21 protein-coding genes are annotated in these 20,786 nt (G+C 57.5%); 4 read left to right on the forward strand and 17 right to left on the reverse strand.

Annotated elements, in window-relative coordinates:
* Positions 1-11 precede the first annotated feature (11 nt).
* From N5C09_RS16500 to pmbA, 11 genes are all read right to left on the reverse strand, one after another.
* On the reverse strand, positions 12-1,148 hold the full coding sequence (locus tag N5C09_RS16500; protein WP_279749469.1) for a lactonase family protein: 1,137 nt from the start codon (positions 1,146-1,148) through the stop codon (positions 12-14).
* Positions 1,149-1,236: 88 nt separating this feature from the next.
* On the reverse strand, positions 1,237-1,977 hold the full coding sequence (locus N5C09_RS16505; RefSeq protein WP_279749470.1) for a KDGP aldolase family protein: 741 nt from the start codon (positions 1,975-1,977) through the stop codon (positions 1,237-1,239).
* The gene (locus tag N5C09_RS16510) at positions 1,974-3,092 is read right to left on the reverse strand and encodes a DgaE family pyridoxal phosphate-dependent ammonia lyase (RefSeq protein WP_063867205.1); all 1,119 of its coding nucleotides are present in this window, start codon (positions 3,090-3,092) and stop codon (positions 1,974-1,976) included. The genes N5C09_RS16505 and N5C09_RS16510 overlap by 4 nt, the downstream gene beginning before the upstream one ends.
* Complete coding sequence (locus N5C09_RS16515; RefSeq protein WP_279749471.1) at positions 3,076-4,209, reverse strand: amidohydrolase/deacetylase family metallohydrolase; 1,134 nt, start codon at positions 4,207-4,209, stop codon at positions 3,076-3,078. Before N5C09_RS16515 ends, N5C09_RS16510 begins: the two co-directional genes overlap by 17 nt.
* Positions 4,210-4,251: 42 nt before the next feature.
* Positions 4,252-4,893, reverse strand: coding sequence for a DUF4310 family protein (locus tag N5C09_RS16520; protein WP_003856081.1), 642 nt, complete (start codon positions 4,891-4,893; stop codon positions 4,252-4,254).
* 13 nt (positions 4,894-4,906) lie between these two features.
* The gene (locus N5C09_RS16525) at positions 4,907-5,683 is read right to left on the reverse strand and encodes a DUF4311 domain-containing protein (protein ID WP_006810337.1); all 777 of its coding nucleotides are present in this window, start codon (positions 5,681-5,683) and stop codon (positions 4,907-4,909) included.
* Positions 5,684-5,705: 22 nt separating this feature from the next.
* A complete protein-coding gene (locus tag N5C09_RS16530; RefSeq protein ID WP_006810338.1) occupies positions 5,706-6,005 on the reverse strand; it encodes a DUF4312 family protein in 300 nt (99 codons plus the stop codon).
* A gap of 2 nt (positions 6,006-6,007) precedes the next feature.
* Positions 6,008-6,370 carry an SFCGS family glycine-rich protein gene (locus N5C09_RS16535; protein WP_006179053.1) on the reverse strand — a complete coding sequence of 121 codons (363 nt, stop codon included), beginning with the start codon at positions 6,368-6,370 and terminating at the stop codon, positions 6,008-6,010.
* A 10-nt stretch (positions 6,371-6,380) separates the two neighbouring features.
* Positions 6,381-6,719 (reverse strand): PRD domain-containing protein, encoded by a 339-nt coding sequence (locus tag N5C09_RS16540; protein ID WP_102750472.1) that lies wholly within the window; start codon positions 6,717-6,719, stop codon positions 6,381-6,383.
* A 385-nt stretch (positions 6,720-7,104) separates the two neighbouring features.
* Entirely contained in the window at positions 7,105-7,491 is a 387-nt protein-coding gene (gene cybC / locus N5C09_RS16545; protein ID WP_063867201.1) for a cytochrome b562, read from the reverse strand.
* Between the two features lie 42 nt (positions 7,492-7,533).
* The gene (gene pmbA / locus N5C09_RS16550) at positions 7,534-8,886 is read right to left on the reverse strand and encodes a metalloprotease PmbA (RefSeq protein ID WP_107534531.1); all 1,353 of its coding nucleotides are present in this window, start codon (positions 8,884-8,886) and stop codon (positions 7,534-7,536) included.
* A gap of 95 nt (positions 8,887-8,981) precedes the next feature.
* Here pmbA and yjgA point away from each other — a divergent pair, with 95 nt between their 5' ends.
* The gene (yjgA, locus tag N5C09_RS16555) at positions 8,982-9,533 is read left to right on the forward strand and encodes a ribosome biogenesis factor YjgA (RefSeq protein WP_063450888.1); all 552 of its coding nucleotides are present in this window, start codon (positions 8,982-8,984) and stop codon (positions 9,531-9,533) included.
* Between the two features lie 105 nt (positions 9,534-9,638).
* Here the strand turns inward: yjgA and mpl are convergent, their stop codons facing one another.
* A complete protein-coding gene (mpl, locus tag N5C09_RS16560; protein WP_102750474.1) occupies positions 9,639-11,012 on the reverse strand; it encodes a UDP-N-acetylmuramate:L-alanyl-gamma-D-glutamyl-meso-diaminopimelate ligase in 1,374 nt (457 codons plus the stop codon).
* A 179-nt stretch (positions 11,013-11,191) separates the two neighbouring features.
* Here mpl and fbp point away from each other — a divergent pair, with 179 nt between their 5' ends.
* Positions 11,192-12,190, forward strand: a complete 999-nt coding sequence (gene fbp, locus N5C09_RS16565) for a class 1 fructose-bisphosphatase (RefSeq protein ID WP_063450890.1) — start codon at positions 11,192-11,194, stop codon at positions 12,188-12,190.
* A 39-nt stretch (positions 12,191-12,229) separates the two neighbouring features.
* On the opposite strand, the gene N5C09_RS16570 is transcribed toward fbp, so the two are convergent.
* The 5 genes from N5C09_RS16570 to ytfQ form a co-directional block, all read right to left on the reverse strand.
* Complete coding sequence (locus tag N5C09_RS16570; RefSeq protein WP_279749473.1) at positions 12,230-13,798, reverse strand: methyl-accepting chemotaxis protein; 1,569 nt, start codon at positions 13,796-13,798, stop codon at positions 12,230-12,232.
* A gap of 93 nt (positions 13,799-13,891) precedes the next feature.
* The gene (gene yjfF, locus N5C09_RS16575) at positions 13,892-14,893 is read right to left on the reverse strand and encodes a galactofuranose ABC transporter, permease protein YjfF (RefSeq protein ID WP_193036933.1); all 1,002 of its coding nucleotides are present in this window, start codon (positions 14,891-14,893) and stop codon (positions 13,892-13,894) included.
* Complete coding sequence (gene ytfT / locus N5C09_RS16580; RefSeq protein ID WP_165498418.1) at positions 14,880-15,905, reverse strand: galactofuranose ABC transporter, ATP-binding protein YtfT; 1,026 nt, start codon at positions 15,903-15,905, stop codon at positions 14,880-14,882. The genes yjfF and ytfT overlap by 14 nt, the downstream gene beginning before the upstream one ends.
* Before the next feature lie 10 nt (positions 15,906-15,915).
* Positions 15,916-17,418 (reverse strand): galactofuranose ABC transporter, ATP-binding protein YtfR, encoded by a 1,503-nt coding sequence (gene ytfR, locus N5C09_RS16585; RefSeq protein WP_279749474.1) that lies wholly within the window; start codon positions 17,416-17,418, stop codon positions 15,916-15,918.
* Positions 17,419-17,520: 102 nt separating this feature from the next.
* Positions 17,521-18,477 carry a galactofuranose ABC transporter substrate-binding protein YtfQ gene (gene ytfQ, locus N5C09_RS16590; protein WP_112792401.1) on the reverse strand — a complete coding sequence of 319 codons (957 nt, stop codon included), beginning with the start codon at positions 18,475-18,477 and terminating at the stop codon, positions 17,521-17,523.
* A 309-nt stretch (positions 18,478-18,786) separates the two neighbouring features.
* On the opposite strand from ytfQ, the gene ppa reads away from it, so the two are divergent.
* Entirely contained in the window at positions 18,787-19,317 is a 531-nt protein-coding gene (ppa, locus tag N5C09_RS16595) for an inorganic diphosphatase (RefSeq protein WP_006810347.1), read from the forward strand.
* Positions 19,318-19,507: 190 nt separating this feature from the next.
* Positions 19,508-20,785 (forward strand): ATP-binding protein, encoded by a 1,278-nt coding sequence (locus N5C09_RS16600; protein WP_102750479.1) that lies wholly within the window; start codon positions 19,508-19,510, stop codon positions 20,783-20,785.
* Position 20,786 lies beyond the last annotated feature (1 nt).

Consider the following 20,786-nt stretch of genomic DNA (forward strand, 5'->3'; position numbering starts at 1 on the left):
CCTCTTACTGCTCAGGGTGAAATGACCATCTGGGATGGGCTGCCGACCGGGGTATAGTCTGGCTCGGCGCTCAGCTTGCCGTCCGGCGCCACGCGGAAACGGGTAATGTTGTCGCTGCGCTGGTTCATGACGTACAGCCAGCGCCCCTGCTTATCGAGCGTCAGGGTGCGCGGATAGTCACCCCGCGTCCAGACATCGTCCTGATGCGTCAGCGTCCCTTCTGCCGTTACGGTAAAGTGCCCGATGCTGTTATGCAAACGGTTAGCGACATACAGCTGTTTACCATCGGCGCTTAGCGCCAGCCCGGCAGCAAAACTGGTGCCTTTGTAACCGTCCGGCAGGGCTGAAACGGTTTTACCCTCTTTTAGCCTGCCGCTGCTGTCCAGCGCATAATGGGTGAGCGTAGAGGCCTCTTCGTTAATCAACCACAGGGCATCGCCTTTCGGCGTAAAGACGAAGTGGCGCGGGCCGGCGCCTTTCGAAGAGGCGCTGATAAACGGCGGATCGTTTGGGATCAGCTTTCCTGCTCGATCGTCAAAACGGTACTGATAGATACGATCCAGACCAAGATCGGTGGAAAAAACGTACTTCCCGCTCGGATCGGCGGCGATCATGTGCGCATGCGGGCCGTTATGATCGCTGATCGCGAAACTGCCCTCAACGGCAGCTTCCGGCTTCGCCGCGCCCGGTTCGCCCTGGTCCTGATGCGTGTCCATGGCGTCGCCCAGGCTGCCGTCTGCGTTAACGGGGAGCACCGCGACGGTTCCGCTGACGTAGTTCGCTACCAGCAGATGCTTGCCGTTTGGCGTCAGGGAGAGATACACCGGCCCGGCACCGCCGGAGGCCACCTGATTCAGTTCGCTCAGCGCGCCGTCATCGCCGATGCGCAGCGCCTGCACCACGCCCTGCTCCACTTCGCTTGCCAGATACAGCGTTTTACCGTCTTGCGAAAGGGTCAACTGCGCCGCATTCGGCAGTTTGCTCACCAGCGTTTTGTTATCGAGCGCGCCGGTTTGCGGGTCAACGGTAAAACGGTACAGCCCTTCACCGTTCGGATTATAGGTACCCACCCAGGCGTATTGCGTCTGGGCGACAGCGGCGGTGGCGAGCATTGAGAGTGAAGCGACGAGCAGGTTACGGGTGTGCATGGTGGCTCCTTTAGGTGTGTGCGGTGTTTCGCCCCTCACCCTAACCCTCTCCCCAAAGGGGAGAGGGTTAGGGTGAGGGGACAGGCTTTTACTTCACCAGCTTCTTCGTCATTTCCAGCAGCGTACGCACATCTTCTGGACGCGTATCACCGCTGGCTTTGTCGATAATTGAACTGTAGATGTGCGGTATGATTTTGCTCACGCCCGCGTCGAGGGCAATCTGCAAGATCGCCTCAAAGTTCTCCAGATCGATCCCCCCGGTCGGCTCCAGCCAGAAGTCGTGGCGGGCACAGGCTTCCGCCACCGCCTGGTATTCGTCACGGCACTTGAGGCCGCCCATCGGGAAGTACTTGATCGAGCTGCCGCCGAAGTCTTTCAGCAGGGCAATCGCCGTTTCAACCGGCACGATGCCGTCCGGCGCTTTGCTGCTCAGCGGGCCGGTGGAGATTTTCACCATGCCTACGGTCCCGGTCGGGGAGACCAGGCCGTTGACCACCGATTCATTCTGCCCCAGCAGCGCGCGGCTGGCGGCCACACCGGTAAAGACCTGGTTGACGTGCTGCGGCTGCACCTGGCGGGAGATTTCACTCACCATCGCCGACTGGTTCGGATCGCCCGCGCCCAGCCCCACGGAGAGCGCGTTATCAATCAGCGCCGCGTATTCACGCATATCCGCGACCGCGCTCGCCACGTCCGGGTAATTTTTGGAGAGCACGCCCACCAGCACGTGACCTTCCGCCGCCTCGTAAATGGCGCTGGCGTTGGCTTTCGAGCCGGCCAGCACGTTCAGGCAGACGCGGTCACGGTAAAAATTGGGGATCAGTTTCATGCGTTTTTCTCCTGTCCTAACACTTCGCTAATGCGGCGGTACACGATGTTCAGCTGGTCAGCACTCACGCTGCGCACGTCCGCTTCGATAATCCCTTCGTTGGCCTTGTAGCCACGGAAGTAAATGGCGTATTCCCCCTGCTTCAGCTGGGCGACAAGGTCGCCGGTGCCAACGCCGGTGGTGGCTTCGTCGAACTTAATCTCGGTGCGGGCGATGTCGCGACCGGCGCTGTCCCAGACCACGCGCGCGGTGACGCCGTTCAGGGTATTGAGCGCGTCGATAAACGGCGTCATCTTCGCCACCATCTCAGCACCGCTCTCTTTGGTAGCCGTCAGGTAGTGTTCGATGGCGCAGGTCAGGCCGAGGATCCCCTCTTTACCCACCTTCATGGCGCGGCCAATGCCCGCCGTCTGGCGCTTCACCCACTCAACGTACTGGGTTTTGCCGATCACCAGGCCGCTGGTTGGCCCCTCGATCGCCTTCGCGCCGCTGTAAATCACCAGATCCGCGCCGGAACGGTAGTACGCGTGCAGATCTTCTTCCGCCGCGGCATCAACGATCAGCGGCAGATCGTGTTTACGCGCCACGACCGCGGCCTGCTCGACGCTGAGCATGCTTTTCTGCACACAGTGGTGGGACTTGATGTAGAGGATCGCCGCGGTGCGCGGGGTGATGGCCGCCGCCAGCTGGTCGGCGGAGCATTCGTTGGCGTAGCCCGCTTCCACCAGCTTGCCGCCGCCCAGCGCCACCATGGTGCCGACCGGCGCGCCAAAGTTAACGTTATGGCCTTTCGGCAGGACGATTTCATTGTTCTCGATTGGCGTGACGTGCAGGTTTTCCAGCAGCCAGTCGCTGTCTTTCACCAGCACCGCCGCCACGGACTGGGCAATGCCTGCCGACGCGCAGGAGACCACCGTCGCGCCTTCCACATCCAGCAGCTTCGCGATGTATTCCCCGGTTTTGTTAACCAGATCCTTCATCTCGAAATAGTGATTCATGCCGTCCATTGCCGCCTGCACCACCTCCGGGCGCGGCGTGGAAACGCCCAGCGCCGTCATGCGGCCAGAGGTGTTGATAACCTGCTTTAAATTATACTTCTCATAAATCGAAGGCATGTTCCGTGCTCCCTTGTTCGGTCATGTAGCCCTTGCCCGCGCGGATCGCGGCAAGCGGCACCAGAATGTGTTCAGCTTGCAGAGTGTCGTTTTCAGCGTCCGTCAGCACCGTCGGCTGGCGTTTAATCGTGAATAGCGTCAGGTCGGCGTCGAGGCCAGGCTGAATGCGGCCCTTGCGCGTCAGGCGCAGGCCGTCTGCGGCGTTCGCGGTGACGCAGTCAATCACCTGCGGCAATGACATGCCGATGGCGAGGAATTTCGACATCACGCTTGCCAGCGAGCCGACCGGGCCGTTGATGCGGTTGCGGCAGTAGATATCCGAGCTGATGGTGTGCGGCAGAATGCCCATCGCGATGGCGCGTTTCGCCACCTCAAAGCTGAAGCTCGCCGTGCCGTGGCCGACGTCCAGACGCACGCCGCGCTTCAGGGCGGAGGTGATTGAGGCGCGCAGCTCGCCGGAGGGCGTCAGAATGCGGTTAGGCTTGCCGTTGTAGCAGTGGGTAATGATATCGCCCGAACTCAAGAGTTCAGCGATTTCATCGAGGTTCGGCGGGTTATTGCCGATGTGCACCATCAGCGGCAGGTCGCCGTTATCCTTTTGAATCGCTTTTGCGCGCTCCAGGGGCGTGATGCCATTCTCGCCGACCACGCTGCTGCTCATGCGCGCCTTCAGGCCGACGATAAAATCCGGGTGGCGCTTCACCGCCTGCTTCACCGCATCGGCGTCAATGTTCGCCATGTTGGCCAGCTCGTTCTGGGCAATCAGCCCCACGCGGGAGATGTTCAGCAGGGCAAAGACGTCGGTGGAGGCTTTGCGGGTGATTTGGTAAAAATCGTCCACGTCGTCGGCACCGGTACTGCCCGCGTCCACCACGGAGGTGACGCCGGTGGCAATGCCCACGCTATCCGGCTCGTCGTGGTAAATCGGGGAGTTCGGGTAGCAGTGAACGTGGGAGTCAATCCAGCCCGCGCTGACGTACACGTCACCGTTAAGCTCAACCGTTTTACGGGCGGGAGCGTCAATTTCGCCCGTCGCGGCGATCTTCCCGTCCTGAATGGCGATATCGGTCAGGGTATCGTCGGCGAGGCGCGCACGGCGCAGGAGTAAATCAAACATGGGGTTCTCCTGATAGGGCGGGCGCTGATGCGCCCGCGGGTATTAAAGGGCGACCGGGAACAGCCAGCCCAAAATCATTGCGCCGAGGATGGCGCCACCGGTAATCGGCTTCTGCCAGATGTAGAACAGCAGCGCGCCCACCAGCGAACCGACGCCGATTGGAATGGAGGCGGTCATGGCGCTGAGGATAATCAGCGGCCCGAGGAAGCGGCCGGAGGCGTTACCCGCGCCCATCATCACGTCTGCCCCGTAGGTGGAGTTGCTCTGGTTGATGGTGAACTTACGCGCCAGGATGATGACGTAGCCAATCGCCAGACCAATCACCAGGCCGGTAATCAGCGAGGCAATGAAGTTGGTCACCGGGAACATGATCCCCGCGCCCAGCAGCAGCGCCGGTACGCCGAGGCCCACGCCGGTCTGGATCGCCCCACCGATATCAAGAATACCGACCAGCGATCCTTCGATAATGCGGGCGAACAGGAAGCTCGCGCCGAACGCCGCCACCGCGCCGTAGACGCCGGTATCGATTCCCGCTTTCAGCATCGCCACGAAGGCCACTTCGTTAAACGCGCCGATGCCGTAGAGGTAGTACATGTGCGTCCCGGCGAAGACGCCGGAGGAGAGCAGGCCAACGAAGATCGGGAACGACCAGTCGGCATACCAAAAACCTTTATTCTGTTCCATGTCGAGGCTCCTGTTATTTACCGCTGAGCGAGTTGTGGATCATGTCGAGCCAGTTCGGCACGGTCAGATGGAAGGATTCGATCATCTTCATGTCGAAGCCGCGGAAGAAGCCGCTCAGCACGAACAGCAGCACGATTGCTGCCATCATCACTTTGGTGACATGGTTCCAGCCGCTCTCCTCAACGCCTTTACCGATCAGGATGCCGAGAACCAGACCCGGTACGGCGTTCCCCATGATCAGCTGCGCCGCGCCGCCAAAGATGGTGGCCCAGAAGCCCGATTTTTTACCCGCGTCGATAGCCGCCAGCCAGAAGATCACCGGCATTACGGTGTTGACCAGCAGGTTCGCGGCAGGCACCAGCACCTTCACGGCGGTGACCTGAAGTGCGGCCGGCACGGAGGAGGCGGTCAGGTTAAGGAAGGTCACGACGATCATGCCGATGATGCCGCAGGCAATCGCCATTTTGCGGGGATCGTGCAGCGTTTCGCCGACGTTACGGTTTTTGATCATCAGCGCGGCAGCACCCCAGTTCGGGATGATGCGGTGGTCAACGTCCTGTGTGAAGGCACCTGCGGCCACGGAAGAGGCCCAGGCGTTAAAGAAGAAGCCTAATCCAAAGGAGAAGTGGGAGGCCGGATCCCCTTCGCAGGAGTTCAGCTCCCCCAACGTACGAAACGCGCCCATACCCTGAGTGGTAGGCGCATGAAACATGCGTGCAGCCCCGGCTCCCACACCGACGCCAACCAGGCCGCCAATGATGAGCGATTTTATTAATATAATTAAGAACATCAGTCTGCCCTTTTATGAATAATCAGCGTTGCGTGACGAAATCCACCTGGTCGAGATTGATGGCAGTCACGTTGACGGTCACATCCAGCTCCACGCTGTAGGTGCGTCTTTCCCGGCGCAGAAAGAAGAACAGAAACGCTTCTTTTCGCACCGCTTCTTGCGCCTGAACAACCTGCACATCCTGTGGCTCAATACGCAGTAAGATATGCGGTGAGGCTTTCATCACCGCGGCCTGAACGTGGTTGAGCGCGTCGGCAAAGGCGCGCGCTTTGGCGTCGCCCTTCCCCTTCACTCTCACCGTGGTTGTGAACTGTTCTTTCATGCTTATGCGCCGTGCTTCTTCTGCCACGCCTGTACCAGACGCTCGCCCAGCTCTTCTTTATCCATAAAGCCAAAGCCCAGCACGTTGCAGCCTTCGTTGATGGCGGTCACGCCCTCATCCACGGAGCGCATGCCGTATTTGGCCTTGTAGCCATATTTGGTTTGTGCGGTGATGGCGCCCGCGCCGCCGCTGCCACAGAAGGAGATGCCGAAGGTGGCATTTTCCGCTTTCATCACGTCACCGAGCTTCATGTCTGCCGCCATGCCCGGCACGACAACCGCGCGTCCACCGGCTTTTTCCACACCCGCAGCCACTTTCTGACCTTTACCCAGGCGATCGCCAATCACGACTGTAATCTGTTCCATGTGTTGCTCCTTAAAGGTTGTCTTTCGCGACTTCGAAGTGAACGGAGAGCAGCCAGGCCTCTTCATCAGGAAGGTTGCCAAACTGCGCTACCACTTCACGGGCAAGTTGCATTGAATCTGGTGAAATTTCGTCGAAAAGCTCTGCTTCAACCTCCGGCAGCGGCTCGCCGGTCACGGACCGGTGCGCCATTGCGCGAACGTGGGAGGTCAGCATCTGCTCCTGTACCGCGTTGGGGATGATGTTGTGCCGGGCCAGCAGAGCATAAACCTGCTGAAGCATGGTGTTCGCGAGCTGCTCAGTCTGCACCGCCTGTTCCCCAACGTCGTTCATTACCGCTCCGTTACTCACTCGTCTTACCCCGTTAATGGCTCTGGAATAAAACTAACGTTGCAGGTGCAGGGTTTGTAGCGAGTTGTTTTCCACTTCGAAGTGGAAAGGCGAGCCGCGGCAGTGATCTGTGCCACATAAATGCGGTGAATTTGGATAAATCGCTGTATTTGCGTGATGAATATCACGCTATCTGGCGGCAAATAAGGGGTATGCAAAGCGGAAAAGATTACGAGCGGGCTCGTAGAAATGTGACGTGGATAAGGTTTTCTTATGGGGGTTGGGTAGAGTGGCTGCGGGTGCTTGAGACTGACCGTCTCAGGCATGGGACGGAAAGGAGCAAGGATGCGGGGGCGCGTAATGCGCCTCCGCATACGGAGAAAGGACGTACAGCTCAGGCACCCAATTAACGATACTTTTTGTGATACGCGTTGCGGGTCGCCGCAAACTGGTCGGCCGCCGCCTGGGCTTCTTTGACTTTGCCTTCGTTAGCCAGCTTCAGCGCGCCGTCGATCTGGCTTACCAGCACGTCAAAGCCGTGACGATAGTCTTTCATCTCGGCGCTGTCCGCCGCTTTGCTTTCCAGTTTCGGCGGCGTCGCTTTTTGCGCGTCCAGCGCCGCTTCACGCATTTTGGTCAGCGCGTCCTTCATCTCGGCGGCATTGTCGGTTTTCTGCACCACCTTCAGATTTTCACTGAGGATGTCCATGTTGTCTTCGAGATCGGCAGCAAACGCGGACGAGCCAAGAACCAGCGTTGAAGCCGCGACGATCGCTAACAGGTGTTTACGCATTGCTCACTTCCTTTTTTATTATTAAACACGCTTTTACGGGTATTACTGACCGGCGATTTTCATCTCCGGCAGCAATACAGAACCACACTGAATATTGCTGCGTGTTTCAATATCGTTACCGACCGTAACAATATTGCGCCACATGTCCTTGAGGTTGCCGGCGATGGTTATTTCGCTCACCGGATACTGAATTTCACCGTTTTCGACCCAGAAGCCTGCCGCACCGCGAGAATAGTCTCCGGTGATGCCGCTCACGCCCTGCCCCATCAGCTCGGTCACCACCAGGCCGGTGCCCATCTCTTTCAGCATCTGCTCAAAGTTCAGGCCCTGTCCGGCAATGCGCCAGTTGTGGATCCCACCCGCGTGCCCGGTGCTTTTCAGCCCCAGCTTGCGCGCGGAGTAGTTGGTCAGCAGCCACTGGGTCAGCACGCCGTCTTTAACGATATCCCGGCGTTCCGTGCGCACGCCTTCGCTGTCGAACGGCGTAGACGCCAGCCCTTTCAGCAGGTGCGGATGCTCTTCGATGGTCAGCCATTCCGGCAGGATCTGCTTGCCCAGCGAGTCGAGCAGGAAGGTCGATTTACGGTACACCGAACCGCCCGCAATCGCCCCCACCAGATGACCAAACAGGCCGGTCGCCACTTCATTGGCAAAAATGACCGGGGCTTTCATGGTGGAGAGCTTACGCGGTGAGAGGCGTGACAGCGTGCGTTCGGCACACTCTTTGCCCACCCACTCCGGAGACTGCAAATCCCCCAGCGCGCGGCCAATGGTGTAGGCGTAGTCACGCTCCATGTCGCCGTTCTCTTCGGCGATCACGCAGCTGGACAGCGAGTGACGGGTTGAGCAGTACCCCTGCAACATGCCGTGCGAGTTACCGAACACTTTAATGCCGTAGTGGCTGTTAAAGCTGCCGCCTTCGGTGTTGGTGATGCGTTTGTCGGCCTGCAAAGACGCCTGCTCGGCGCGCGAGGCCAGCTCAATGGCTTCGTCCGGGGTCACTTCCGCCGGATGGAACAGATCGAGATCCGGCGCGTCAAACGCCAGCAGCTCTTTATCGGCCACGCCAGCGTAAGGATCCGGCGAGGTGTAGCGGGCGATATCCAGCGCCGCCTGCACCGTCCGGGCGATGGCATCCGGGCTGAGATCGGTAGACGACGCGCTGCCTTTGCGATTCTGGTGATACACGGTGATCCCCAGCGCGCCATCGCTGTTAAATTCTACGTTCTCCACTTCGCCATAGCGGGTGCTCACGCTAATGCCGGTGGTTTTGCTGACCGCCACTTCGGCGCCATCTGATTTGCCTGAAGCGAGCGTCAGCGCGGTGGAGACGGCTTCTTCCAGGATCTTACGCTGCGCTTCAACTTGTGAGGTTACTTTCATCGCAAATGCCATACTGTAAGAGAGAGTTAAGTGAAGTCTAACAGAGAACCGTTTTTCAGTGCGCGTCTTAACTGGTAACATTAGCCTCTTTTTTTAAGGAGCCTGACATGACTAAGCAGCCCGAAGACTGGCTCGACGACGTTCCCGGTGATGACATCGAAGACGAAGATGATGAGATCATCTGGGTCAGTAAAAGTGAAATTAAACGTGACGCCGAAGAGTTAAAACAGCTTGGCGCAGAAATGGTAGAACTGGGTAAAAACGCGCTGGATAAGCTCCCGCTCGACCAGGATCTGCGTGATGCCATTGAACTGGCACAGAAAATCAAGAAAGAAGGGCGTCGCCGCCAGCTTCAGCTTATCGGTAAACTGCTGCGTCAGCGTGACGTAGAGCCGATCCGTCAGGCGCTGGATAAGCTGAAAAACCGCCATAACCAGCAGGTTGCGCTGTTCCATAAGCTGGAGCAGATCCGCGATCGTTTGATCGAGCAAGGTGATGACGCGGTACCAGAAGTGCTGAACCTGTGGCCGAATGCCGACCGCCAGCAGCTGCGATCGCTTATCCGCAACGCGAAGAAAGAGAAAGAAGGGAATAAGCCGCCGAAGTCAGCGCGCCTGATTTTCCAGTATCTGCGCGAGCTGTCTGAGAACGAAGAGTAATCTGTGCGGGTTTGCGCCGGATGGCGGCGTAAACGCCTTATCCGGCCTACAAGGTCGTGCGAAGAAATGTAGGCCCGGTAAGCGCTAGCGCCACCGGGCTTTTTTTTACGCTGCGGCTGCGGCTTTCTTCGCCAGACCGTCCAGCAGCTTCTGATGGATCCCACCAAACCCGCCGTTGCTCATCACCAGAATGTGGTCGCCAGGCTGTGCGGCTTTCACCACCATATCCGCTAAGACATCCACGTCCGCACTCCAGTGCGCCGGCTGAATGCAGGCATCGGCCACCTCGGCCACCTGCCACGGAATATGCTGCGGTTGCAGCAGGAAGACTTCATCGGCACGCCCTAAGGACGGCGCGAGATCGTCTTTGCAGATCCCCATTTTCATGGTGTTTGAACGCGGTTCCAGTACGGCCAGAATGCGCGCGGTGCCGCCGACTTTGCCACGCAATGCGGCAAGCGTCGCCAGAATGGCGGTTGGGTGGTGCGCGAAATCGTCGTACACCGTCACGCCGTGGGCTTCGCCACGCAGTTCCAGACGACGACGGGCGTTGATAAACGTGCCCAGCGCACTGGCGGCATCCGCAGGCAGAACCCCCACATGACGCGCCGCCGCTATCGCCATTAGGCCGTTGTGCATGTTGTGTTCGCCCACCAGGCCCCACTTCACTTCACCGACTTTCTCACCGTCGAGCAGCACTTCCCACTCGGAAGCATCGGCGTTGAGCTTTTTCGCCTGCCAGTGGCCCTGTTCGCCTACCAGCTCCTGCTCGCTCCAGCAGCCCATCGCCAGGGTCTGCTTCAGGTTGATGTCGTTCTCCGGCAGGATGATACGACCCTGGCCCGGCACGATGCGCACCAGGTGGTGGAACTGTTTCTGGATCGCCTTCAGGTCGTCAAAGATATCCGCGTGATCGAACTCAAGGTTATTGAGGATCAGCGTGCGCGGGCAGTAGTGCACGAATTTGGATCGCTTGTCGAAGAATGCGCAGTCGTATTCATCCGCTTCAATCACAAAGAACGGGCTGTCGCCCAGACGCGCGGAAACGTCAAAATTCCCCGGCACGCCGCCGATCACGAAGCCCGGCTTGTAACCGCAGGCTTCGAGGATCCAGGTCGCCATGCCGGCGGTGGTGGTTTTGCCGTGCGTCCCGGCAACGGCGACCACCCAGCGGTCGCGCAGGACAAAATCATGCAGCCACTGCGGGCCAGACATGTACGGGATATTGCGTTCCAGCACCGCTTCAACGCATGGATTCCCACGGGTCATGGCGTTGCCAACGATCACCAGATCCGGCTGCGGCTCCAGCTGGCTGGCGTCGTATCCCTGAATCAGAGAAATTCCCTGCTTCTCCAGCAGCGTGCTCATCGGCGGATACACATTGGCGTCCGAACCTGTCACTTCATGGCCCAGCGAGCGCGCCAGCATTGCCAGTCCGCCCATGAAAGTGCCACAAATCCCCAATATATGAATGCGCATACGTCACTATCCTTCTTCAATGTGGCGCACATTTTACCCACATGTCAGCGGCTGTGAAACGCATTTCAGGTAAATCCGTATTTTGCTGGCGCGATTCACCTCTGCGCTAATATTTGAATGTTTGTTAAGATTGTTGGACATCAACCGCTTTACTCAACATAAGATGCAGGGAAAGTGTTATGAAAACGTTAGGTGAATTTATTGTCGAAAAGCAGCACGAGTTCTCTCATGCTACGGGTGAGCTCACTGCTTTGCTGTCGGCAATAAAGCTGGGCGCTAAGATCATCCACCGCGATATCAACAAGGCCGGTCTGGTCGATATCCTGGGTGCCAGCGGTGCCGAGAACGTTCAGGGTGAGGTTCAGCAAAAACTCGACCTGTTCGCCAATGAAAAACTGAAAGCAGCACTGCGCGCGCGCGACATCGTTGCGGGTATCGCCTCTGAAGAAGAAGATGAGATCGTCGTCTTCGAAGGGTGCGAACACGCGAAATACGTTGTTCTGATGGATCCGCTCGACGGCTCCTCCAACATCGACGTTAACGTTTCTGTTGGTACCATTTTCTCCATCTACCGTCGCGTTACGCCGGTTGGCACACCGGTGACGGAAGAAGACTTCCTGCAACCGGGCAGCAATCAGGTTGCTGCCGGCTACGTGGTGTATGGCTCGTCCACCATGCTGGTGTACACCACCGGCTGCGGCGTACACGCCTTTACCTACGATCCGTCACTGGGCGTGTTCTGCCTGTGCCAGGAGCGTATGCGCTTCCCGGAGAAGGGCAATACCTACTCCATCAACGAAGGCAACTACATCAAATTCCCGAACGGCGTGAAGAAGTACATCAAATTCTGCCAGGAAGAGGATAAAGCCACGCAGCGCCCGTACACCTCGCGCTATATCGGCTCGCTGGTGGCGGATTTCCACCGCAACCTGCTGAAGGGCGGGATTTACCTTTATCCAAGCACGGCAAGCCACCCTGACGGGAAGCTGCGTCTGCTGTACGAGTGCAACCCGATGGCGTTCCTGGCCGAGCAGGCGGGCGGCAAGGCGAGCGACGGTAAAGAGCGTATTCTGGATATCGTGCCGGAAAGCCTGCACCAGCGCCGTTCGTTCTTCGTCGGCAATAACCATATGGTGGAAGACGTTGAACGCATGATCCGCGAATTCCCGGACGCGTAAGGCGTAAAAAGGGGAGCCTGACAGGCTCCCCTTTTTTTATCATGCCGTTTGCGCCGTCAGCCTGAAGGAGGCCATCGCCTCCATCAGCTCGCGCGACTGCGCCTCCAGGGAACGTGTTGCCGCAGAGGATTGTTGAACCAGCGCCGCGTTTTGCTGTGCCGTTTCATCCATCTGATTAACGGCGATATTCACCTGCTCAATGCCGCGGCTCTGCTCCTGAGACGCCGTTGCAATTTCTCGCATCAGTTTGGTCATACGCAGCACTTCGGTGGCGATCTCGTCCATCGTCTCACCGGCCTGTTGCGCCAGCTCGCTGCCCTCGTTCACGTGGGTTTGCGAATCGCTGATAAGCGAGCGGATCTCCTTCGCCGCAGCGGCACTGCGGCTGGCGAGATTGCGCACCTCACCCGCCACGACCGCAAAACCCCGTCCCTGCTCGCCCGCACGCGCCGCTTCTACGGACGCGTTCAGCGCCAGAATATTGGTCTGGAAGGCGATCCCGTCGATAACGCTCAGGATATCGGCGATGCGCGCCGCGCTGCCGGAGATATCGCGCATCTTCTCAATGACGTAGCAGACCATTTCGCTGCCGCGATCGGCGGTGTCGGAGACCGACTGCGCCAGCTGGTGCGCCTGCCCGGCGTTTTCGGCGTTACGTTTCACCGTGGCGGTGATCTCTTCCATGCTGGCGGCCGTCAGCTCCAGCGACGTGGCGGTGGATTCCGTGCGCTGGGCAAGGTTCAGGTTCCCGGCCGTCAGCTCGCGGCTGCCGGTATCAATCTGCGAGCTGGCGTCGCGCACGCGCAGGACGGAGCCCATCAGCGACTGACGCATCTCTTCGATGGCCGCGTTGAGACGATTAAATTCCTGGCTCGCAGGCGCGTTCAGGGCGTAGGTTAAATCCCCTGCCGCCACGTGTTCCAGCTGGGTAATTGAGGCTGAAAGCGGCTTGAGCAGCATATGGCGCAGCACCAGCCAGGCCAGCACGATAATGCCTGCCGTCAGCAGCGCCGCGACGATAATCAGGATCAGCACGCGGGTTTTACTCGCCTGCACGGCGCTCACTTCCGCTTTGCCGCGCGCCTCGCTCCACGCCTGGAACGCCTGCATATCGTTATCAAACTGCTTCGCCACCGGCACCAGCTTGCTTTCCAGCAGATTGTAATAGCCGTCCGCGCTTTGCTCGTTCAGGGCGTTCAGCATCGGGGTGATGCCCTGCTGGTTGTACACCGCCAGGCTCGCGGCGACCTTATCCAGCAGCTTTTGTCCCTGTTCATCCGCCACGCCACCGCCGATCACGCCCTTCAGCGTTTTCTGTGCCAGCGTCACTTCCTGATTAATGGTTTTGACCGCGTTGGCCGCATCGTCCAGCAGGCCGACCTCCATCATGCGGACGGCCTGACCCGCTTCGTTACGCGCGCGCAGGATCAGCGTATAGCCGGCATTCAGCTGCACCATCTGTTCACCCTGAAGGTGATTGATGCGCTGGAGAGAAGCGGAGCTTTGTGTAAGGGCATAAATGCCGATGCCGCTGACAATCAGCAACAGAAGGGTCATAACGGCCAGTAAAGAGAGCAAGCCGGTACGAATCGATAGCGTTTTAAGCATGATGTTATTTCCGGTAGCGAGATATTTCTGGGCATAAAAAAAGAGTATCGGCCGCTACCGGAAAATGTTTAGACTTTAAGCAATTTCAGCACGTTATCGCCCTGTTACAGAGGTGTTTACACGGGTAACAGGCGAGCTTTGGCGGTTCTCCCACAGCACCGTCAGGCCGCGCTGGAGCGCGATAAAAATAAACAGCAGAATGCCAATGGCGATTTTGGTCCACCAGGAGCTGAGCGTGCCGTCGAAGTTGATGTAGGTCTGAATCAGCCCCTGGATCGCCACGCCAAATAGCGTGCCGAGCACCGTCCCCACGCCGCCGCTGAGCAGCGTGCCGCCGATGACCACCGAGGCAATGGCGTCCAGCTCAACCCCCACCCCCGCCAGCGCATAACCTGCCTGGGTGTACACCGAAAACACAATCCCCGCGAGCGTGGCAAGGCCGGTCGAAAGCATGTAGATGCGGATAGTGGTGCTGCGCGTGGAAATCCCCATCAGGTTCGCGGACGTGGCGCTGCCGCCAATGGCATACACCTGATTACCAAACCGGGTACGGTGGGCGAGGAAGATCCCGATCACCACCACGCCCAGCATCAGCAGCCCCATCGCGCTCAGGCGCCCTCCGCCGGGAATTTTCCACGCCAGGCTCGAGAGCGTGTCGTAGATCGGGTGGTTAATCGGAATCGACTCCTCCGACACCAGATAGCTCACGCCGCGCAGGAAGAACATCCCGGCAAGGGTGATGATAAACGCCGGGATTTTCAGCGCGTCGATTAAAAGCCCCATAAAGGCGCCGAACGCGCAGCCCATGGCCAGCACCAGCGGGAACGCCAGCAGAGGCGAAATGCCCCAGAAGCCAATGGCCTTGGCGAGGAACACGCCGGTAAAGGCGATCACCGACCCAACGGAGAGGTCGATCCCGCCAGAGAGGATCACAAAGGTCATGCCGACGGCAATAATCCCGAGAAACGCGTTATCGGTCAGAATGTTGCAAATCACCCGCGTGGAGGCAAACCCCGGGAACTGGGTCAGGCAGTAGAGGTAGCCCAGCACGAACACGCCCAGCGTGATCGTTAACGGCAAATTACGTTTTATCATGACCGCGGATCCCCTTAATGAGAGTGATAAAGCGCGGCGACTGCACGATAAGCACGATAAGCACCACGACCGCTTTGACGACCTGATTGAGCTCCGGCTGGAAGCCGGAGAGCAAAATACCGGTATTCATACCCTGAATAATCAGCGCCCCCACCACCGAGAGCAGCAGGTTAAACCGTCCGCCCATCAGCGATCCGCCGCCGATCACCACCGCGAGGATCGCGTCCAGCTCCAGCCAGAGCCCGGCGTTGTTGGCATCCGCCCCACGAATATCGGCGGCCACGATCACCCCGGCAATCGCGGCGCAGACGCCGCTCAGGACGTAGGTCAGCATCACCATCAGCCGGGTATTCACCCCGGCGTTTTTCGCGGCCCGAATGTTAATCCCCACCGCTTCAATGAACATCCCGAGCGCCGTTTTGCGGGTGAAAAGCCAAAAGATAACCAGCGTCACGAGGGCAACGATCACCGGCGTCGGGAAGTACAGGACGTTACCGCTGCCGATCCACGCCAGGCTCGGGGAGCTAAAGGTGACGATTTGACCGGAGGTAATAAGCTGCGCCACGCCGCGCCCGGCCACCATCAAAATCAACGTCGCGACAAACGGCTGGATCTTGAGTACCGCGACCAGAATGCCGTTCCACAGCCCGGCTAATACGCCGGACCCCAGCGCGGCGAGCAAAACTACCGGAAGGCTGTGCCCGGCAACGGTCATCGAGGCGGCGGTGGCGCCCGCAATCGCCATCACCGCACCGACGGAGAGGTCGATCCCGCCGGTGGCAATCACCAGCGTCATGCCAATCGCCAGCAGCGCCACGGGCGCGGCACGGTTTAAGATGTCGATCGGGCTACCAAACAGGCGGCCATCCTGCACGACGATCTGGAAAAAATGCGGGGCTACCAGGCTATCCACCAGCAGCACCAGCAGCAGCGCCACGATTTGCGGCGTGCCGGTCGGCCAGCTGAAGCGGCGCTTCGCTTCGCCAGTTTGCGAAAGAGAACGGGACATCACATTTGACTCCTTACGCCGCGATGGCATTCATGATCGCCGGAACGGACAGCTTATCCAGCGGGATCTCTGCCACCTGCCTGCGATCGCGCATGATGATGACGCGATCGGCATAGCCAACCAGCTCCTCCAGCTCAGACGAGATCACCAGCAGCGCCAGACCGTCGGCACACAGCGTTTCGATAAGCCGGATGATTTCGGCGTGCGCGCCCACGTCGATGCCGCGCGTGGGCTCGTCGAGGATCAGGAACTGCGGTTTGGTCAGCAGCCAGCGAGAAAGCAGCACCTTCTGCTGGTTGCCGCCGGAGAGAAACTCAATGGGCTGTTCGGCGCTCGGGGTACGTATACCGAGCTGGCGGATAAAGCGCTCGGCAATGGCGTTTTGCTCTTTACGCGGGATCGGACGCAGCCAGCCGCGCTGGGCCTGTAGCGCCAGAATGATGTTTTCCCGCACCGAGGCGGCGGCAATAATTCCGTCCGTTTTCCTGTCTTCCGGGCAGAAACCCACCCCGAGGCACGACGCCTGATGCGGCGAGCGTAGCGTTTGCGGTTTGCCTTTGATCAGCACCGTTCCGCTGTCGGCGGGCCTGATCCCGAAGATCACTTCGGCGGTTTCGGTGCGTCCGGAGCCTAACAGACCCGCCAGACCCACAATTTCGCCGGGGCGCACCTCCAGATTAAACGGCGCGATGGTTCCTTTTTTGCCGTAGTCGTGAAAGGCGGCGATCGGTTTTTCGCTCAGCAGCGTGCGGCCCGCGCGCTGGAGTGCGTTGGTCTCCAGCTCGCGGCCCAGCATCATTTTGACCAGCTCAATCTGCGGCAGCTCGCGGGTTTCCCGGCAGCCGACAAAGCCGCCGTTGCGCAGCACCGTGATGCGGTCGCTTACCTCGTAAACCTGATCGAGGAAGTGCGTAACAAAGATCAGGCTCACGCCCTGATCGCGCAGCTGGCGCATCAGGGTAAAAAGCATCTCCACTTCCTGGGTATCGAGGCTGGCGGTGGGTTCATCGAGGATCAGCACTTTCGCCGAGAGATCGATAGCGCGACAGATCGCGACGATCTGCTGCATCGCCACGGAAAAGCGGTTCAGCGGTTCACGCACGTCGAGAGAGAAACCATAAGACTCCATCAGCTTCGTGGCGCGCGCTTCCATCTCTTTGCGGCGCAGCAGGCCAAAACGTCTGGGCTCGCGGCCTATAAACAGGTTGTCCGCTACCGACATGTTTGGCAGCAGGTTCACTTCCTGGTAGACAGTGCCGATCCCCAGCTGCTGGGCATGCGCGGTATTCTTTGGCGAAATCGCATTACCTTCCAGCCAGATAGCGCCGCGATCGGCGTGATAAACACCCGTCAGGGTTTTAATCAGCGTCGACTTCCCCGCGCCGTTTTCGCCGAGCAACGCCATGATCTCCCCTCGCCGCAGGCTGAAATCAACGTTATCCAGCGCCTTAACGCCTGGGAAAAATTTACTCAGGCCCTCGGTGCGGAGGATTTCCTGGTGTTGTTCGGTGGTCATGATTTCCCCCTGCATTAAGCCGGATGACGCTACGCTTATCCGGCCTACAAATGAGCGTATCGTAGGCCGGGTAAGCGCAGCGCCACCCGGCAATGTCACTGATCAGTAGCCCATATTTTTCTTCTTCTCTAACTCTTCTTTCGCCGTGTCCGGCAGGTAGAGCGTGGATTTGGTGACCGTCACTTTTTCAGGCACCGTGCCGTCTTTCTTGAATTTCTCCAGCGCATCGAATGCCGGGCCCGCCATGTTTGGCGTCAGCTCAACGCTGGCGTTCGCTTCGCCGTCAATCATTGCTTTGTAGATGTCCGGCACGCCGTCGATCGAGCCGGTAAGGATATCTTTGCCCGGCTTCAGGCCCGCTTCTTTGATGGCCTGAATGGCGCCGATCGCCATGTCGTCGTTGTGGGCGTAAACCATGCAGATATTTTTGCCGTTATTTTCTGCCTTGATGAAGCTTTCCATGACCTCTTTACCCTTGCTGCGGGTGAAGTCGCCGGACTGAGAACGAACGATCTTAATGTTTGGCGCGCTGGCGATGGCCTGCGCGAACCCTTTCTTGCGGTCGATCGCGACGCTCGCACCAACCGTTCCCTGCAACTCAACCACGTTACACGGCTTGCCATCCACCTGCTTCACCAGCCAGTCACCAATCAGTTTGCCTTCCAGCACGTTATCGGCGGTGACGGTGGTCATATAGAGAGATTTGTCTTTTACGTCGATGGAACGGTCGAGCAGGAAGACAGGAATTTCAGCATCTTTGGCTTCCTTCAGCACCGGCTCCCAGCCCGTCGCGACAACCGGGGCGATAAAGATGGCATCCACGCCCTGGGCGATAAATGAGCGCACCGCTTTAATCTGGTTCTCTTGCTTTTGCTGACCATCGGCGATTTTCAGCGTAATACCGCGCTTTTCAGCCTCACTTTTCGCCACGTTCGTTTCAGCGGCGCGCCAGCCGGATTCAGATCCGACCTGCGAAAATCCAACGGTTAACGGTGCGGCCATCGCCATAGACGACATGGCTGCCGAAACTGCTGTAACAAGAAGTAAGCGCTTCCACATATGAACGTCCTCGTAGGGTAGGTTATTGTTGGTTAAAAGATGTTCTGCGGATGAACTATAGCCAATGGAATATGTTACGGATTGCGTTACGTCACACTTCAGAAAAGTGAATAAAACGTTAATCACAAGTTTGTAATCGCTTTCATTTCCACATTTAAAATGCGGCTGAGTTTATGGATTATCCTGTCATGGAAACGGTCTGAAAAGTGAAGGCGCGGGGGAGATAAGACGAAAACAGGCGAAGACTTTCAGCGCCAGTTGGCTATAATACTTGCCACTTGTTTACCATCCATTTTGAAGGACACCGACATGAGCTTACTCAACGTCCCTGCGGGTAAAGAACTGCCAGAAGACATCTACGTGGTTATCGAAATCCCGGCCAACGCAGATCCAATCAAATACGAAATCGACAAAGACACCGGCGCGCTGTTCGTTGACCGTTTCATGTCTACCGCCATGTTCTATCCGTGCAACTACGGCTACATCAACCACACCCTGTCTCTGGACGGTGACCCGGTTGACGTACTGGTCCCAACGCCATACCCATTGCAGCCAGGCTCCGTCATTCGCTGCCGTCCTGTTGGCGTGCTGAAAATGACCGACGAAGCGGGTGAAGATGCGAAACTGGTTGCCGTACCGCACACCAAGCTGAGCAAAGAATACGATCACATTAAAGATGTGAACGACCTGCCAGAGCTGCTGAAAGCGCAGATCGCCCACTTCTTCGAGCACTACAAAGATCTCGAAAAAGGCAAATGGGTTAAAGTTGAAGGCTGGGATAACGCAGAAGCGGCGAAAGCAGAAATCATCGCCTCTTTCGAACGTGCAGCTAAGAAGTAATTCGGCTTAACGGCTGGGGAGCAACTCCCGCTCCCCGCTTAACTTTTCAAACCTTCAATTCCCATCTCGTGCTCCATATCACTCATTTCTGCTTCACTGACATACCTTCTTTATCAGATGAAATATACGGAGTTTGCCGTTAAACTCGGCCTGCTAAATGTCGCGTTTTTTCCTATATACGGAGCGGTTTATGTTAAAAAAACTCCAGTTATCTAACGTCGGTCCGGCTCCTGAAATGGCGTTAGAGTTTGGCGATCGGCTAAATCTCATCACTGGCGATAACGGCCTGGGTAAAAGTTTTCTCCTGGATATAGCATGGTGGTCGTTAACGCGCAGATGGCCCTCAGAAATTAATCCTGCGATGAACACAGGAAAAAAAATCCTGCCACGTGCAGCTGGCGATGCGACGATTACATTTAGCTTTAGCGCAAAAAAGAAACAAGAAAAATACACCAGTAGTTTTCAGCGTCGTGAACAATCATGGACCGGCCGACAGGGCCGCCCCGCTAACCCAGGGCTGGTCCTGTATGCCATGACAGATGGCAGTTTTGCCGTCTGGGATCCCGCCAGAAATTACTGGAAAACAAAAGATAACGTCGATATCCAGGAACGACGTCCAGCTTATGTTTTTACCCCCCAGGAGGTTTGGCAGGGACTGAGAGCGGAGGATGGAAACATTCTTTGCAATGGCATTATCGCTGATTTAGCGTTGTGGCAAAAAGAAAATGGCAAGGCAATCTCTCTTTTCAACAAGGTATTACAGGCGCTTTCTCCTTCTGAAAAAGAGACGCTCGTCATGGGGGAGCTCGCTCGAATCAGCCTTGACGATGCTCGAGATATGCCCACTGTGCGTATGCCATACGGCCAGGATGTTCCTGTTATCCACGCCTCATCAGGCATTCGACGAATTCTTGCACTCGCCTATTTCCTTATTTGGGCATGGCAGGAACATCAGTATGCAGCCAACATTCTTGACGAAAAATCGACCCATCAAATTGTGTTTTTAATTGATGAAATTGAGTCTCACCTACACCCTAGCTGGCAAAGAAGTATTGTTCCCGCAGTACTGAATGTAATGAAAGAACTGACAGAACGTCCAGACGTTCAGCTTATTGCCGCAACGCATTCTCCACTAGTAATGGCATCAGTGGAACCCGTCTTTAAAGCAGAGAAAGATGCCTGGTTTGATTTAGACTTCATTGATCAAAATGTCGTGCTTTCAAAACGAGACTTCATTCGTCAGGGTGATGTCTCAAACTGGCTGACCAGTGAGGCTTTTGATCTGAATATGGCACGTTCACTGGAGGCTGAAAAAGTTCTCAGTGAAGCAGCTAAAATTTTATCCAGTGATAAAATAACGCTGACGCAGGCACAGAGAATAGACAAGAAACTTCGTTCGGTATTAAGCGATACCGATCCATTCTGGATGCGTTGGCGTTACGTTGGCGAAAAAAAGGGGTGGTTATAAT

It is taken from the genome of Enterobacter sp. GD03975 (assembly GCF_029838645.1).
Taxonomy (GTDB): Bacteria; Pseudomonadota; Gammaproteobacteria; order Enterobacterales; family Enterobacteriaceae; genus Enterobacter; species Enterobacter quasihormaechei.